This window comes from Streptosporangium sp. NPDC002721 (genome assembly GCF_042888905.1).
Classification (GTDB): Bacteria; Actinomycetota; Actinomycetes; order Streptosporangiales; family Streptosporangiaceae; genus Streptosporangium.
On sequence record NZ_JBIAQI010000017.1, the window covers coordinates 65,876 to 81,764 of the forward strand.

Consider the following 15,889-nt stretch of genomic DNA (forward strand, 5'->3'; position numbering starts at 1 on the left):
TCCGACGGAGTGGTCAGCTGATGACGTCGTAGATCCCGAATCCTGTGGCGACGGTTACCGGCTCCTGGAAAAGCTCCAGCGGGGATTCGGGATTGAATTTCCCGCAGTGCCGATGGACGGCGAGCGTGCCGTCCTGGTCCAGCCCGAGCAGGTCGGGGTGGCCGTCCATGTCGATGTCGGTGAGCGCCATCAGGCGCATGTCCTGCCAGCCGGTGGCGACCGTGTGCCAGGTGCCCCCGGTCGCCGTGCCCGGCCTGCCGTCGAACTCGTACAGGTCCAGGTCGCCGTTGGCCCGGCGGACCAGCAGGTCGGGGTTCCCGTTGCCGGTGAAGTCGGCCATCGCGACGGGGAGGTCGTCGACGTCGATCTCGGTGAGCCGCACCGGATCCTTGTCGTAGGTCTCGTTGCGCAGGACGCCCAGGTCACGGTGGGGAAACACGTCCACGTTGCCGGCGTCCTTGCCCCGGCCGAACGTGTCGTCCGTGCCGGTGCCCGTCACGTCGGCGAACCCGATCGTCTCCCACTGCCGGCCGTCGTCGCGCTTGCCGGACACCCGCATCGGCTCGGCGAACGGGCCGATCTCACCCGGTGCGCCCAGGTTCCGCAGCAGGAAGAAGCCGTGCTCCCCGTTCTCTCCGGGATTGATGTCGAACTCGTGGGCGCTGAACGCGCAGATGTCCGCCTGCCCGTCCCCGGTGGCGTCGATCGCGCGGACGAAGAAGAAGCGCCACCAGCCGAACCCCTCGCCGATACTGACCGGCTCGTCGAACGTGGCGGTGCCCCTGAATTCACCGCTGTGCGGGTAGACGAAGAGCTCGCCCGTTTCCGTGTTCCGTACGAGCAGGTCCGGCCGGCCGTCACCGCGGAAGGACCGGCACTGACCGTTCGCGAAATTCGGTGCCATTCTTTTAGCTCCTCCCACCGGGTTCACCGAACTTCAGTATTCGCGAGGCGGGAGAAAGCGGGTAACCCCTAGGGCCACTTAAAGCGCTGGTAGAGCCGTCAATAGGGGCCGTGACACGGCGACGCCCGGCGGGCCTGTTCGGCCGTGCCGGGCGTTCGGGCGCCGGTGCTGCTGCCGTGGCTGCCGACGCCGTCGGGCGCCGGTGCTGCTGCCGTGGCTACCGACGCCGTCGGGCGCCGGTGCCACCGCCGTCGACACCGCCGCCACAGGGCAGCCGGCACCGCCACCGTCGGACAACCGGTACCGCCGCCGTCAGGCAGCCGGTACCGGTGCCATACGACAGCCGCTGTCGGTGCCGTGAGACAGCCGGTACCGCTGTCAGGCGTCCCGCGAGCGGAACACCGCGAAGGCCACCGCCAGCAGGACGGCGGTGAAGGCGGCCATCAGGCCGAGCCCCGTCCAGGGCGCCAGCCGTTCCGCGTCCTGGACGGTGGTGGTGATCCGGAGACCGGCCGAGATCGGCCAGTACGTGGTCACCCAGTCCCCGGCGGCCTCGGGCATGAGCCTGGGCCCGATGATCGGGATGATGAAGTTGACGACCACCACCACGGTCGTGGCGGCCGTCGTGGCGCGCACCAGGAAGCCGATCGCCACGCCGATGAGACCCACCAGGACCCAGACCAGCCCCATGCCGGCGACGGCGCGCAGGACCCCGGGCTGGCCGAGCGAGGCGGGCGGGGCGCCCGCGGCGCCGATCACGGTCTGGCCGAGGAGGAACGCGCCGAAGGCGGCGATCTCCCCCATCACCAGGGTGACCAGGCCGAACGTCCAGACCTTGGCGGCCAGCAGCCGTCCTCGCCTCGGGACCACGGTCAGGCTCGTGCGGATCATCCCGGTGGCGTACTCGGAGGTCACCACCAGCACGCCGAGCGCGGCCACGGCGAGCTGGACGAACAGGAACCCGCCGTACATGCTGACGTAGGTGGCGTCGAACGCCGGCCCCGCCTCCCGATAGCCCCGGGCCGCGCCGTTGGCGGTGAGCGCGCCCGCGCCCACCATGACGGCGACGGTCGCCAGCAGGACGGGCACGTTGGACGGTATCGTCCGGAACTTGGTCCATTCCGACCGCATCGTGTCGGCCATCGCGCTCATGCCACACTCGCCTGGAACTCGACGCTGTCGCGGGTCAGATCCATGTAAGCCTGCTCCAGTGAACGTTGTGGTGTCAGTTCCGTCAGCACGACCCCGGCGGCCAGCGCGGCCTCGCCGATCCGCCTCGACTCCAGCCCGGTGACGACGAAGGAGCCGTCGGTGCCCTGCTGGACGGAGCCGCCCGCCTCGACCAGGTGGGGGATGAGCCGCTCCTGGTCGTCCGTCCGCACCAGCACGTTGGAGCCCTGGCGGACGAACTCGCCGATCCCGGTGTCCGCGATCAGCTTTCCCCTGCCGATGACGATGAGGTGGTCGGCGGTCTGCGCCATCTCGCTCATCAGGTGGCTGGAGACCAGGACGGTGCGGCCCTCCCCGGCCAGCCCGCGCATCAGCTCGCGGATCCACTTGATGCCCTCGGGGTCCAGGCCGTTGACCGGTTCGTCGAACAGCAGTGTCTTCGGGTCGCCGAGGAGCGCCACCGCGATCCCGAGCCGCTGGCCCATGCCCAGGGAGAAGGATCCGGCCCGCTTGCGCGCCACCGACTCCAGCCCGACCAGTTCCAGCACCTCGTCCACCCGCTTGCCGGGGATGCCGTTGGTCTGGGCGAGGCAGAGCAGGTGGTTGCGCGCCGTACGCCCGCCGTGCAGCGCGCGGGCGTCCAGCAGGGCGCCCACCTCACGCATGGGCCTGGCCACGCCCACGTAGCCGTGGCCGTTGACCGTCACGCTCCCGGAGTCCGGCGCGTCGAGGCCGAGGACCATTCTCATGGTGGTCGACTTGCCCGCTCCGTTCGGGCCGAGAAAGCCGGTGACCCGGCCGGGCTCGACGGTGAACGTCAGGTCGTCCACGGCTGTCCTGTCGCCGAAGCGCTTCGTCAGTCCGTCTATCTGGATCACGTTCCCGTGCCTCTCGTGCGTGTTTCCCGATCAAGAGGTTCCCGCCCCGTCCGGCCCCGTGGGCACGGCGAGGGCATCGAGCATAGGCCGGAACTTGAGCCCGGTCTCCTGGAGCTCCACATCCGGGTCGGAGCCCGCCACGATCCCGCACCCCGCGTACAGGGTGGCGGTCCCCTCGTGCAGGTGGGCGGAACGGAGGGCGACGGCGAAGTCCCCCTCCTGGTCGGCGTTCATCCAGCCGACCGGGCCCGCGTACCAGCCGCGGTCGAAGGGCTCGGTCGCGGAGATCCAGTCGAGCGTCCCGCGCCGGGGGTGGCCGCCGACGGCCGGTGTGGGATGCAGCCGCTCGACGAGGTCGAGCACGCCGGTGTTCTCCGGGTCGGCGATCACGCCGTCGATGCGGCTGTGCAGGTGGCGCAGGTTCGGCAGGTCGAGCACCTGCGGCTCGGCGGGCACCGACACCTCGCGGCACACCTGGTCGAAGGCCTGGCGGAGCATCGCGGTGACGACCTGCTGCTCGCGCCGGCTCTTGTCGTCCTCCAGCAGGGCGGCGCGCAGCCGGGCGTCCTCGGCCGGGGTGGCGCCGCGCGGCATGGACGCGGCCAGGCTCATCGACCTGGCCCGCCCGGCGTGCAGGCTGACCAGCCTTTCCGGGGTGGCGCCGACGAAGGCGTGCCCGTCGGCCGCGACGGCGAAGACGGTGGTCCCGGCCTGGGCGCGGAGCAGGGATCCCAGCACGGACGGCACGTCGTAGGGACAGGGCGAGCTCACGCGCAGCTGGCGGGCCAGGACCGCCTTGTCGAACCTGCCCCGGCCGATCTGGTCCGCCGCCCGCGCGACCAGCGCCTTCCACTCGGCGGCGGAGGGGACCTCCGTGACGGTCGTCCCCGCGAGGTAGGGGCTGGGACACGGTCGCCCGCCCACGGCGGAGAGCAGGCCGCGGGCCTGGGCGATCACCCCTGCCACGTCGTCCTGCACGGGGTCGCCGGGATCGACGCCCACGCTGAGCGAGAGCGTGGTCCGCCCGTCCCGGTCGCGGGCGACCAGGATCCTGGGCACCCACATCAGCGCCTCGGGGAGCGGCCCCGGTCGCGGGGCGAAGGCGAAGCCGCCGACCAGCGACGGCGTGCCGCGCGAGCCGGGCCCGCCGGCCACCGCGTTCCGCGCGGCTCTCTCCCAGCCCGTACGGATGCCGGCGAAGCGGCCCGCGCCGCGTTCGACGAAGTCGGCCGCGCTGCCCATGGCGATCACGCTCGACTCCGGCGACACCCAGACGAAGGCCCGCCTCGTCCGCACGAACACCGGACTCAGGAGCTCGGCCGGATCGACGGGGTCGATCTCCTGGCGCCAGGTCGCCAGGGTCCTGCTCGCGCTGTTGCGCGCCTCGGCGGTCGCCTTCGCGTGCACCTCCAGGAATCCGGCCAGATCGATGTCCGGCAGGTGCGGGCCGGTGCCCGGAGGAAGACCGGTGCTCCGCGGGCGCGGACCGGTACTCCCCGGGTGCGGGCCGGTGCTCCCCGGGCGCGGGCCGGCGCTCAAGGAAGGGCCGACACTCGGGGAGGGGCCGGTGCTCAAGGAAGAACCGGTGCTCGGGGAAAGGCCGATACTCAGGGAAGGGCCCGTGCTCGGGGAAAGGCCGGTGTCTGGCAGGTGCATGGGGAACCGTCCTCCGTTAGCCGAACATGCCCGCGAGCCGCTTCTTGCTGACCTTGCCGAGCGGCGTGAGGGGAAGCGCCTCGACGATCTGCAGGCGGTCGGGGAACTTGAAGGCCGCGACGCCGCGCCCGCGCAGGAACGCGGTGAGCTCCGCCAGCGTCGGCGGCGTGCCGCGTGGTACGACGCAGGCACAGCTGCGCTCGCCGAGGATCTCGTCGGGCAGCCCCACCACGGCGACCTCGCGGACGGTCGGATGGGCGAGGAGGTGGTTCTCCACCTCCTCCGCGGCGATCTTGTCGCCGCCCCGGTTGATCTGGTCCTTCACCCTGCCCTCGAAGATCACGTGCCCGGTCGGCAGCAGTCGTACCAGGTCACCGCTGCGGTAGAACCCGTCCGCGGTGAACGCCCGCGCGTTGTGCTCGGGCGCCCGGTAGTAGCCGCGGGTGGTGTACGGCCCTCGGGCCAGCAGCTGGCCCACCTCGCCGGGGGCGACGTCGTTGTCGTCCTCGTCCACCACCCGTACCTCGTCGTCCGGGGAGACGGGCAGTCCCTGGCTGACGAGGACCACGTCCGCCGGGTCGTCGGGCCGGTGGAACCCGCACAGGCCCTCCGCCATGCCGAAGGCCTGCTGGAGCCGGCATCCGAGCGCGGGTTCCACCCGGCGGGCCAGCTCGGGCTGCAGCTTCGTGCCGCCGATGGTCACCCGGCGCAGGCTGGAGATGTCGTGCTCGCCCCACTCGGCGGCCTCCATCCAGAGCAGGGCCGCGCCGGGGATGAGGCCGGTCTCGGTCACCCGCTCGCGCTCGACGAGCGGGAAGGACTCGTCCGGGCTCGGCCCCGGTGCCAGCACGAGCGTCCCGCCCGCGTGGAAGGTGGCGAGCAGCCCGTGGGTGAGCGGCCAGTTGTGGCTGAGCGGCAGGCTCACCATGTGGACGGTGTTCTCGTCGTAGCCGCAGGCCTCGGCGACCGCGCGCCCGCTGTAGCTCCACTCCTGGTGGGCGCGCGGCACGAGCTTGGGGACCCCGGTCGTGCCGCCGGACAGCAGGAAGAGCGCCACCCCCGCCGGGTCGGGACGGGGCAGGTCGGGCAGGCGCTCGCCCCGCACGTCGTCCAGCGCCACGAACCCGTGCGAGCCACCCGGGTCTCCCGCGACGAGGACGTGCTTGACGGTGGGTACGCGGGCGACGACCTCGGCGGCCAGCTCCCGGTGGTCGAACCCGAGATGCGTGTCCGCGACGACGTAGGCGACCGCCTCGGTGAACTCGCAGAAGTAGGTGATCTCGCTGCTGCGGTGGGCGGGCAGCGCCAGGACCGGCTGGGCGCCGATCCTGAACAGCGCGAAGAACAGCGGCACGAGCTCCGGCACGTTGGGCAGCTGCACGACGACGCGGTCGCCGGCGCCGATGCCGAGCTCGTGCAGCCCCGCCGCCATCCGGTCGGCCCGCGAGTCCAGCTCGGCGTAGGTCCACCGGTGCGGGCCCACCACGAGGGCGGTCCTGTCCGGGTGGGAGCGGGCCAGCCGGCGCAGGAACTCGCCGAGGTTCTCGTCGGTCCAGTGGCCCGCCGCCCGGTAGCGTTCCGCGAACTCCTGCGGCCAGGGGGTGAATCCATCGAGCACGGGGTCGTCCTTTCCCTCTCGGTTCCGTCTCGGCGCCGTCGCAGCGCCGCCTTAGCGCCTTCGCAGCGCCGCCCTAGCGCCGTCTCAGCCCGCGGCCGGGGCCGTGGCCTCGGCGAGCAGGTGCTCCGCCAGCTCGGCGGGGGTGGGGTAGTCGTAGACGGCGTCGGCGGCCAGCTCGATGCCGGTCAGCTCGCCGATCCGGTTGCGCAGCTCCACCGCGGCCATCGAGGAGAAGCCGAGCTCGAAGAACTCCGCGTCGGGCTCGACCGCCTCGGGCATCGGGAACCGCAGGATGACGGCGGCCTGGCGGCGCACCACGTCGAGCATGATGCCGTGGTGCTCCTCGGCCGGGCTGTCGTCCAGCAGGCGGCGGAAGGCCGCGGCGCCGTCGACCAGGTCCTCCGGCTCGTCCTGGACGAGCGCCGCCTCGGGGATGGCGTCCAGGAGCGGCGAGCGCGTCGCGGCGGCCAGCGCGATCCAGTCCGGGTCGGCGACGACGAGCGTCGTGTCCCCCTGGCGCAGCGCGTGGCGGACGGCGGCGACCGCGTCGGCCGGTTCCCTCAGGCCGACCGCGCCGGACAGCGCCGGCAGCCCCGCCTCGCGCCGCGCGACGGCCAGCGCGTTGAAGTACTCGTGGTCCGAGGCGCCGTCCTCGCCCCAGGCCGCCCGCGCCGGCGCCAGCATGACGAAGGCCGCCAGGTCCGCCGGACGGGTCCGCTCGTCGAACAGCCGGGCCGCCTCCGGCGTCGTGCAGACGACGGCGGTCACCGGGAGGTCCAGGAGGGCCGAGAGCACCGGGAGGGCCGGGAGGCCGTCGCCGATCGCCCGTACGACCACGCCGGGCTCGTCCGCGAGCCTGGCGTCGGGCTCGGTGAGGATGACCTGGTCCGCGCCGTTGCGCGCGGCCCACCTGCCCAGCTCGGCGGCGGTCTCGTCGAGCGGACCGGCCAGCACGACCGTGCCGCCGGGCCGCCACTCGGTCCCCAGCGCCGCTCCCCGGCCCGGTGCGGGCCGCAGCCTGCGCGCGAACACCCCGCCGAGCCGTACGGCCACCTCGTCCTCCCCGGTCACGCCGGAGAGGACCACGCACAGCTGCCGCAGCACCTGCTCGTCCAGCCTGGCCGGGAGGTCGACCAGCCCGCCGTCCCGCAGCCGTCCCTCGCGGGCCGCGGTCCTGAGCGCGCCCCATGCCCGTACGGTCACCGGCACGACGTCCCCGTCGGACGGCGAGACCCGGACCGCGTTCCGGGTGAGGACCCAGACCGGCGCCGAACCGGGCGCGACCTCGGGGAGGGGAGCGCCTTCCGGCAGCAGGTAGACGATGCCCGCCACCCCGGCGTCGGAGGCGGGCAGCTCCGGGAGCACGACGGTGTCGGCCCCGTGCGCGGCCAGCCCGGCCGCCAGGGCCCGGTCCGTCCCGGTGGCGTCGTCCGGCGCGACCACCGGCCAGGTGCCCGACAGGACCGGCGCGGGCAGGTCGGTGAGCGGCTGCCAGCCGAGCTGGTGGCGCGGGTGCTCGGCACCGGTGCCGGCGCCGCCGTGCAGCCTGGCCAGCGCGGGCAGCAGGTCGTCCAGCGTGGCGCCCGCGCCGAGGCCGAGCGTGGCGAGCAGCCCGTCCAGGTCCCGGCGCGCGACGGCGTCCCACAGCTCCCGGCCGGGCTGTGCGGCCGCCACGTCGGCCTCGGCCACCTCGGCCGGGGGCGGGTCGGGCCAGTAGCGCTGCCGCTGGAAGGGGTAGGTGGGCAGGTGCACGGTCGCGCCCGCGCCGACGACCGTACCCCAGTCGACGTCGGTCCCGTTCGCGGAGGCCCGGGCCAGCGCGTCGAGCAGCGCGGCCGCCTCCGGCCGGTCGCGGCGCAGCGCCGGGGCGGCCACCCCGGTCCAGCCCTCCACGCAGTCGCCGACCATGGCCGACAGCACGGCGTCGGGGCCGAGCTCCAGGAAGGTGGTGACGCCGCGCCTGTGCAGCGTCCTGATGCCGTCGCAGAAGCGGACGGCCTGCCGCAGGTGGCGGGCCCAGTACTCCGGCGAGGTCAGCTCCTCGGTGGTGGCCGGCTCGCCGGTGACGTTGGAGATGACGGGGATCGTGGGCGGGTGGAAGGTGAGCTCCCTCGCGACGTCCAGGAAGTCCTCCAGCGCCGGTTCCATCAGCGGCGAGTGGAAGGCGTGGCTGACGGCGAGCCGCCTGGTCTTGTGCCCGCGCCCGGCCAGCAGCTCCGCCAGCTCGAGCACGCTCTCCTCGGCGCCGGACAGGACCACCGAGGCCGGGCCGTTGACCGAGGCGACGCCCACGCGGTCCTCGTACCCGGCCAGCAGCGGCAGCACGTCGGCCTCCGCCGCGCGCACCGAGACCATCGCCCCGCCGGGCGGCAGCGCCTGCATCGCGGCGCCGCGCGCGGCCACGAGCCTGACCGCGTCGTCCAGCGAGAGCACGCCCGCGACGTGCGCGGCGACGAGCTCGCCGATGGAGTGGCCGGCGAGGAGGTCCGGGCGCACCCCCCAGGCCTCCAGGCAGCGGAACAGCGCGACCTCGACGGCGAACAGGGCGGCCTGGGTGTAGCGGGTCTGCTGGAGCAGGCCGGGGTCGCCGGTGATCACCTCGCGCAGCGGCCGGTCGAGGTGGGGGCCGAACCGGGCGCAGACCTCGTCGAACGCCGCCGCGTACTCCGGGTAGGCCGCGTACAGCTCCTCACCCATCCCCTGCCGCTGGCTGCCCTGGCCGGTGAACAGGTAGGCGGTCCTGCCCCGGGAGGCCGAACCGGTGATCACGTTGTCCGCGGGCCGCTGCGCCAGCGCGGCGTCCAGCCCGGCGGCGAGCTCGTCGCGGGTGGCGCCGAGCACGACCAGCCGCCGCTTGAACGAGGAGCGCGTCGTGGCCAGGGACCGGGCGACGTCGGCCGCCGAGTGCTCCGTCCACGTCTCCAGGTGGCCGCGCAGCCTGCGCGCCTGGGCCCGCAGCGCGTCCTGCGTCTTCGCCGACAGCACCCACGGGATCAGCGGGCGCTCGGGGGCCTCCCGCGTCGCGGCGGGCTCCGGCGGCGCCTGCTCCAGGATGACGTGGGCGTTGGTGCCGCTGATGCCGAAGGACGAGACGCCCGCGCGGCGCGGCCGCGCGGTCTCGGGCCACGGGACGGCCTCGGTGAGCAGGCGCACCGCGCCCGCGGACCAGTCCACGTGCGTGGTCGGCTCGTCCACGTGCAGGGTCCGCGGCAGCACGCCGTGCCGCATCGCCATCACCATCTTGATGATGCCCGCGACGCCCGCGGCGGCCTGGGTGTGGCCGATGTTCGACTTGATCGAGCCCAGCCACAGCGGCCTGTCCTCGGGACGGTCCTGGCCGTAGGTGGCCACGATGGCCTGCGCCTCGATCGGGTCGCCGAGGGTGGTGCCGGTGCCGTGCCCCTCGACGGCGTCGACGTCGGCGTTGGTCAGCCGGGCGTCGGCGAGGGCCTGCTCGATCAGGCGCTGCTGGGAGGGGCCGTTGGGAGCGGTGAGCCCGTAGCTGGCACCGTCCTGGTTGATCGCGCTGCCGCGTACCACCGCCAGGACCGGGTGGCCGTTGCGGCGGGCGTCCGACAGCCGCTCCACCAGGAGCATGCCCACGCCCTCGCCCCAGCCGGTGCCGTCCGCCGCGTCGGCGAAGGACTTGCAGCGGCCGTCGGCGGCGAGGCCGCGCTGGCGGCTGAAGTCGACGAAGACCGCGGGGGTGGACAGCACGGTGACGCCGCCGGCGAGCGCGAGCGAGCACTCGCCCCTGCGCAGCGCCTGCATCGCCATGTGCAGCGCGACCAGCGAGGAGGAGCACGCCGTGTCCAGGGTGACCGACGGGCCCTCGAAGCCGAAGGCGTAGGAGACCCGGCCGGAGGCGACCCCGCCCGAGACGCCGGTGCCGACGAAGCCGTCCAGGTCGCTGGGCGCGTTCTGCAGGTGCACCCCGTAGTCGTGGTACATCAGGCCGACGAACACGCCCGTCCTGCTGCCGCGCACGGCGGCCGGGTCGATGCCCGCGTGCTCCAGCGCCTCCCACGACCCCTCCAGCAGCAGCCGCTGCTGGGGGTCCATGGCGACGGCCTCCCTGGGGGAGATGCTGAAGAACGCCGGGTCGAACGCGGTGGCGTCGTAGACGAACCCGGCCTCCCGCGCGTAGGTGGTGCCGGGGTGCTCCGGGTCGGGGTGGTAGAGCTCGTCCAGGTTCCAGTTGCGGTCGGGGGGAAACATCGACATCGCGTCGCCCTCCCCGGCCACCAGGTTCCACAGGTCGTCCGGGCCGGCGACGCCGCCGGGCAGCCGGCAGCTCATGCCGACGATGGCGATCGGCTCCTCCGCGCTGATCGCGCCGTGACCGGACACCGCCGCCCTGGGGCCGTCGAGGAGCCTGCCGCACAGGTACTGGACGAGGGCGACGGGCGTCGGATAGTCGAAGATCAGCGTGGCGGGCAGCCGCAGCCCGGTGGCCGCGTTCATCCGGTTGCGGAACTCCACGGCCGTCAGCGAGTCGAAGCCGGCCTCGTTGAGGGGCCGGTCCTGCTCCACGGCGCCCGGGTCGGGGTAGCCGAGCACGGTCGCCACCTGGTCGAGCACCAGGTCCATCACGATCTTGTGGTGCTCGCTCTCGGGCAGGCGGGCCAGGCGCTCGCGCAGCTGCGACGCGGCGGCCGGGTCGGAGCCGACCACGCGCCGCTTGGAGACCGGGACCAGCTCCCGCAGGATCGGGGGCAGCGCGCCGAACTGCGCCGCCATCCGCAGGTTGCGCATCTCCAGCCGGATGGGGACCAGCGTCGCCCGGTCGGCGGCGCAGGCCGTGTCGAGCAGGGCCAGGCCCTCCTCGGTGGTCAGCGGGACGACTCCGGTACGGGCCAGCCTCGCCCGGTCGGCCTCGCCGAGGGTGCCGGTGAGCCCGCTGTCCTGCTCCCACAGGCCCCAGGCCAGGGAGAGGGCGGGCAGGCCGAGCGCGCGTCGCCGTACGGCGAGGGCGTCGACGAAGGCGTTGGCCGCCGCGTAGTTGCCCTGGCCGGGGCCGCCGAAGACGCCCGCGGCCGAGGAGAACGTCACGAACGCCGAGATCGGCAGGTCCCTGGTGAGCTCGTGCAGGTTCAGCACGGCGTCGGCCTTGGGGCGCAGCACCGCGTCGATCCGCTCGGGGGTGAGGGTGGCCAGCACGCCGTCGTCTAGCGTGCCCGCCGCGTGGACCACCCCGGTGAGCGGGTGCTCCGCCGGGACGGTGGCCAGCACGGCGGCGAGCGCCGCGCGGTCGGCGGCGTCGCAGGCTGCGACGGTCGCCTCGGCGCCGAGCTCGGCGAGCTCGGCCACGAGCCGGTCCGCGCCCTCCGCGCCGGGGCCCCGGCGGCTGGTCAGCAGCAGCCTCCGTACGCCGTACTCGGTCACCAGGTGGCGGGCGACGATGCCGCCCAGGGTACCGGTGCCCCCGGTGATCAGCACGGTCCCGCCGGTCTCCCAGCTCGCGGCGCGACTCCCGGTTCCGGTCTCGTCGCCCGGCTCCCCGCTCGGGTGGCGGGTGAGGCGCGGTACGAGGGCCTCGCCCCCGACCAGCGCGATCTGGGGCTCTCCCGAGGTCGCGGCGGCCGGGACGGCCCGCCAGGACTCGTCCGTGCCGTCGACGTCCAGCAGGACGAAGCGGCCGGGGTTCTCCGACTGCGCCGAGCGGATCAGCCCCCACACGGCGGCGCCGGGCAGGTTGTCGCCCGACACGGCTCCCTGGGTGACGACGACGAGGGGGACGTCGGCGTACCTCTCCTGGTCGAGCCAGGACTGCGCCACCGCGAGCACCTCGGTGGTCGCCGCCCGCGCCCCGTCCGCCGGGTTGGCCTCGGTGACCGGGGCGCAGGGCAGGAACGCCAGCTGTGGCGGCGGCCCGTCCGGGTCGGGCGTGCCGACCCGCGCTCCGGCCGCCTCCAGGACGGTGGCGAGCCGCGAGCCGTCTCCCCCGGCGATGACGTGGTACGCCTCGACGGGCTCGGCGGGCTCTCGGGTGGCCGCGGGACGCGCCGCCACCCAGTCGAGGGCGAAGAGCGCGTCGCGCAGCGGGTCGGCGCCCGTTTTCAGGTCCTCGGCGGCCATCGCCCGTACGACCAGCGAGTCCACGCAGGCGACGGGCGTGCCGGTGGTGTCGGCGACCTCGACGCGGACGCCGTTCGTCCCGGCGGGCGAGAGCCGCACGCGCAGGGCGGCGGCGCCGGTGGCCGCGAGCCGCACGTTGGTCCAGGCGAAGGGGAGCATCGGGCCGCCCCCGGCCCCGGTGTCGAAGAAGCCGCCCACCGCGAGCGGCTGGATCGCCGCGTCGAGGAGGGCGGGGTGCAGGCAGAACTCGCCGGCCTCGGTGCCCTCCGGCAGGGCGACCTCTGCGAAGAGCTCCCGGTCCCTGCGCCACACCGCGCCCAGCCCGCGGAAGGCCGGGCCGTAGTCGACGCCGATCCCGGCCATCAGCTCGTACACGTCGCCCGCCTGCAGCGCCGTCGCGCCCGGCGGCGGCCAGGACGGCTCGGCGAAGGTGGCCGCGGCGGTGTCCCTGGCGAGGAAGCCGCTCGCGTGCCTGGTCCACGGCTCCTCGTCGGCGCGGGAGTGGATGGTCAGCGCGCGCCTGCCGTCCTGGTCGGGCGCGCCGACGGCGATCTGCACGTGCACGCCGCCGGTCTCGGGCAGGAAGAGCGGCGCCTGCAGCGTCAGCTCCTCCAGCAGGTCGCAGCCGACCTCGTCGCCCGCCCGCACGGCCAGCTCCACGAAGGCGGTGCCGGGCAGGATCACCTGCCCGTTGACCGCGTGGTCGGCGAGCCAGGGGTGCGTCCTCAGCGACAGCCTGCCGGTCAGCAGGACGCCCTCCGCGTCGGCCAGCGACACGGCGGCGGCCAGCAGCGGGTGCCCGGTGGTGCCCAGGCCGAGCTGCGTGAGGTCGCCGCCGGTCCGGACGCTGGCCGGCCAGTAGTGCTGGTTCTGGAAGGCGTAGGTGGGCAGGTCCACCCGGCGAGGCCGGGCCGGGGCGAGCGTCCGCTCCCAGTCGACGTCGCCGCCGCGTACCCACACCTCGGCCGCGCTCGTCCACAACCGGCGCAACCCGCCGTCATCACGCCGCAACGAGCCCACCACCACACAGGCGTCCGCGACCCCGGCCGCCTCCACACTCTCCAGCACCCCGATCCGCAACACCGGATGCGCGCTGCACTCCACGAAGAACCGATGCCCCTCACCCGCCAGCGCCTCCACCGCCGGACCGAACCCCACCGTCTCGCGCAGGTTCTCGTACCAGTACGCGCCACCGGCCTCCACACCCTCCAGCCAGCACCCCCGCACCGTCGAGTACCACGGGACGGCACCGCCCCTGGGGGTCACCGGGGCCAGCGACGTCCTCAGCTCGTCCTCGATCGCCGTGACGTACGCCGAGTGCGAGGCGTAGTCCACCTCGATCCGCTTGGCCCGCACCCCCGCCAGCTCCCACTCGGCCAGCAACCCGTCCAGCGCGTCCACCTCGCCGGAGATCACCGTGGAGGCCGGGCCGTTGACCGCCGCCACCGACACCCGGCCGTTCAACGCCGCCAGCCGCTCGGCCACCCGCTCCGACGGCAACGGCACCGACACCATCCCGCCCTGACCCGCGAGCGCGACGATCGCCCGGCTGCGCAACGCCACCACCCGCGCGCCGTCCTCCAGCGACAACGCCCCCGCCACCACCGCGGCCGCGATCTCACCCTGGGAATGACCCACCACCGCCGACGGAGCCACCCCGAGCGACTGCCACACCTGAGCGAGGGAGACCATCATCGCCCACAACACCGGCTGGACCACGTCCACCCGATCGAACCCCGGCTGCCCTTCCTCGGCGCGCAGAACACCGGTCAGCGACCAGTCCACGAACTCCGACAGCGCCACCTCACACTCCGCCATCCGCGCCGCGAACACCGCCGACGACTCCAGCAGCTCCACCCCCATCCCCAGCCACTGCGAACCCTGACCGGGGAAGACGAACACCGTCTTGCCCACGGTCCCCGCCGCTCCCTCGACGGCGCCGGACACCGCGCCGGAGGCGAGCCGCTCCAGGGTCGCCGTCAGCTCGGCCCGGTCCCCCACCACCACGGCCCGGCGCTCGAAGGCCGACCGCGACACCACCAGCGAGTGCGCCACGTCGGCCACGCCCAGCTCGGCGCGCCCGGCCGTCCACGACGCCAGCCGCCCGGCCTGCGCCCGGAGCGCGTCGCCCGTCTTCGCCGACAGCACCCACGGCACCACCGGCACCTCGACGGGCGCCTCGGCCTCGGCCTCCTCCAGGGCGGGGGCCTCCTCCAGCACCACGTGCGCGTTCGTGCCGCTCATGCCGAACGAGGACACGCCCGCCCGGCGCGGTTCCGCGCCCGCCGGCCAGGGACGGGCCTCCGTCAGGAGCTCCACGTCGCCCGCCGTCCAGTCGATCTGCTCGGAGGGCTCCTCGGCGTGCAGGGTGGCGGGCATGACGCCGTTGCGCATGGCCATCACCATCTTGATCACCCCGGCGGCACCCGCGGCGGCCTGGGCGTGGCCGATGTTCGACTTCACCGACCCCAGCCACAGCGGCCGGTCCTCGGGACGGTCCTGGCCGTACGTGGCCAGGATGGCCTGCGCCTCGATCGGGTCGCCGAGCGCGGTGCCGGTGCCGTGCGCCTCGACCACGTCGACCTGGACGGGGGCGAGCCTGGCGTCGGCCAGCGCCTGGCGGATCACCCGCTGCTGGGAGGGGCCGTTCGGCGCGGTCAGGCCGTTGCTCGCGCCGTCCTGGTTGATCGCCGACCCTCGGATCACCGCCAGGACCGGGTGGCCGTTGCGGCGGGCGTCCGACAGCCGCTCGACCAGGAGCACCCCGGCGCCCTCGGCGAGCGCCATGCCGTCGGCGGCGTTGGAGAACGCCTTGGAGCGCCCGTCCCGGGCCAGTGCGCGCACCCGGCTGAAGCCGACGAACGTGCCGGGGGTCGACAGCACGGTCACCGCCCCGGCCAGCGCCATCGAGCAGTCGCCGTTGCGCAGCGCGCGCACCGCGAGGTGGAGCGCGACCAGCGACGAGGAGCAGGCGGTGTCGATGGTGACGGCCGGGCCCTCCAGTCCCAGGGTGTAGGAGACGCGGCCGGACACCACGCTGGTGGCGACGCCGGTCATCAGGTAGCCCTGCAGCTCCGGCGGGGCCTGCGTCATCATCGTGAGGAACTCGGGGCTGTTGGCGCCCACGAACACGCCGGTCCTGCTGCCGTGCAGCGTGGCCGGGTCGATGCCGGCCCGCTCGATCGCCTCCCACGAGGTCTCCAGCAGCAGCCGCTGCTGCGGGTCCATCGCGACGGCCTCGCGCGGGCTGATCCCGAAGAAGGCGGGGTCGAACTCGGTGATGTCGTGCACGAACCCGCCCTCGGCGACGTACGAGGTGCCGACGGCGTCGGGGTCGGGGTTGTAGAGCGTCTCCAGGTCCCAGCCGCGTCCCTCGGGGAAGGCCGAGATGGCGTCGGTCCTGTCGGTCACGACCCGCCACAGGTCCTCCGGGCTCTCGATCTCCCCGGGGTAGCGGCATCCGATGCCGATGATGGCGATGGGCTCGTGGTCCTTCTCCTCGGCCGCGTGCAGGCGCTTCCTGCTGTCGTGAAGCTCGGTCGTCACTCGCTTCAGGTACTCGACGAGCTGTGCTTCGGTTGCCAT

At 74.1% G+C, this 15,889-nt stretch carries 6 protein-coding genes; all 6 read right to left on the reverse strand.

Features of this window, described 5'->3' with window-relative positions; translation table 11 throughout:
- Positions 1 to 13 precede the first annotated feature (13 nt).
- The 6 genes from ACFYWM_RS24450 to ACFYWM_RS24475 all read right to left on the reverse strand — a co-directional run bounded on the left by ACFYWM_RS24450 (position 14) and on the right by ACFYWM_RS24475 (position 15,889).
- The gene (locus ACFYWM_RS24450; RefSeq protein WP_389917755.1) at positions 14 to 904 is read right to left on the reverse strand and encodes an FG-GAP repeat domain-containing protein; all 891 of its coding nucleotides are present in this window, start codon (positions 902 to 904) and stop codon (positions 14 to 16) included.
- Positions 905 to 1,282: 378 nt separating this feature from the next.
- On the reverse strand, positions 1,283 to 2,056 hold the full coding sequence (locus ACFYWM_RS24455; RefSeq protein ID WP_389917756.1) for an ABC transporter permease subunit: 774 nt from the start codon (positions 2,054 to 2,056) through the stop codon (positions 1,283 to 1,285).
- Positions 2,053 to 2,952 carry an ABC transporter ATP-binding protein gene (locus ACFYWM_RS24460; RefSeq protein WP_389917757.1) on the reverse strand — a complete coding sequence of 300 codons (900 nt, stop codon included), beginning with the start codon at positions 2,950 to 2,952 and terminating at the stop codon, positions 2,053 to 2,055. The genes ACFYWM_RS24455 and ACFYWM_RS24460 overlap by 4 nt, the downstream gene beginning before the upstream one ends.
- Before the next feature lie 30 nt (positions 2,953 to 2,982).
- A complete protein-coding gene (locus ACFYWM_RS24465) occupies positions 2,983 to 4,491 on the reverse strand; it encodes an isochorismate synthase MenF (protein WP_389917758.1) in 1,509 nt (502 codons plus the stop codon).
- A gap of 133 nt (positions 4,492 to 4,624) precedes the next feature.
- The gene (locus ACFYWM_RS24470; protein WP_389917759.1) at positions 4,625 to 6,226 is read right to left on the reverse strand and encodes a (2,3-dihydroxybenzoyl)adenylate synthase; all 1,602 of its coding nucleotides are present in this window, start codon (positions 6,224 to 6,226) and stop codon (positions 4,625 to 4,627) included.
- 84 nt (positions 6,227 to 6,310) lie between these two features.
- A complete protein-coding gene (locus ACFYWM_RS24475; protein ID WP_389917760.1) occupies positions 6,311 to 15,889 on the reverse strand; it encodes a type I polyketide synthase in 9,579 nt (3,192 codons plus the stop codon).

What these genes read in the sequence shown, in the direction of transcription:
- ACFYWM_RS24475 (WP_389917760.1), bottom strand. Translation starts at nt 15,889, where the DNA reads ATGGCAACCGAAGCACAGCTCGTCGAGTACCTGAAGCGAGTGACGACC.
- ACFYWM_RS24450 (WP_389917755.1), bottom strand. Translation starts at nt 904, where the DNA reads ATGGCACCGAATTTCGCGAACGGTCAGTGCCGGTCCTTCCGCGGTGAC.
- ACFYWM_RS24455 (WP_389917756.1), bottom strand. Translation starts at nt 2,056, where the DNA reads ATGAGCGCGATGGCCGACACGATGCGGTCGGAATGGACCAAGTTCCGG.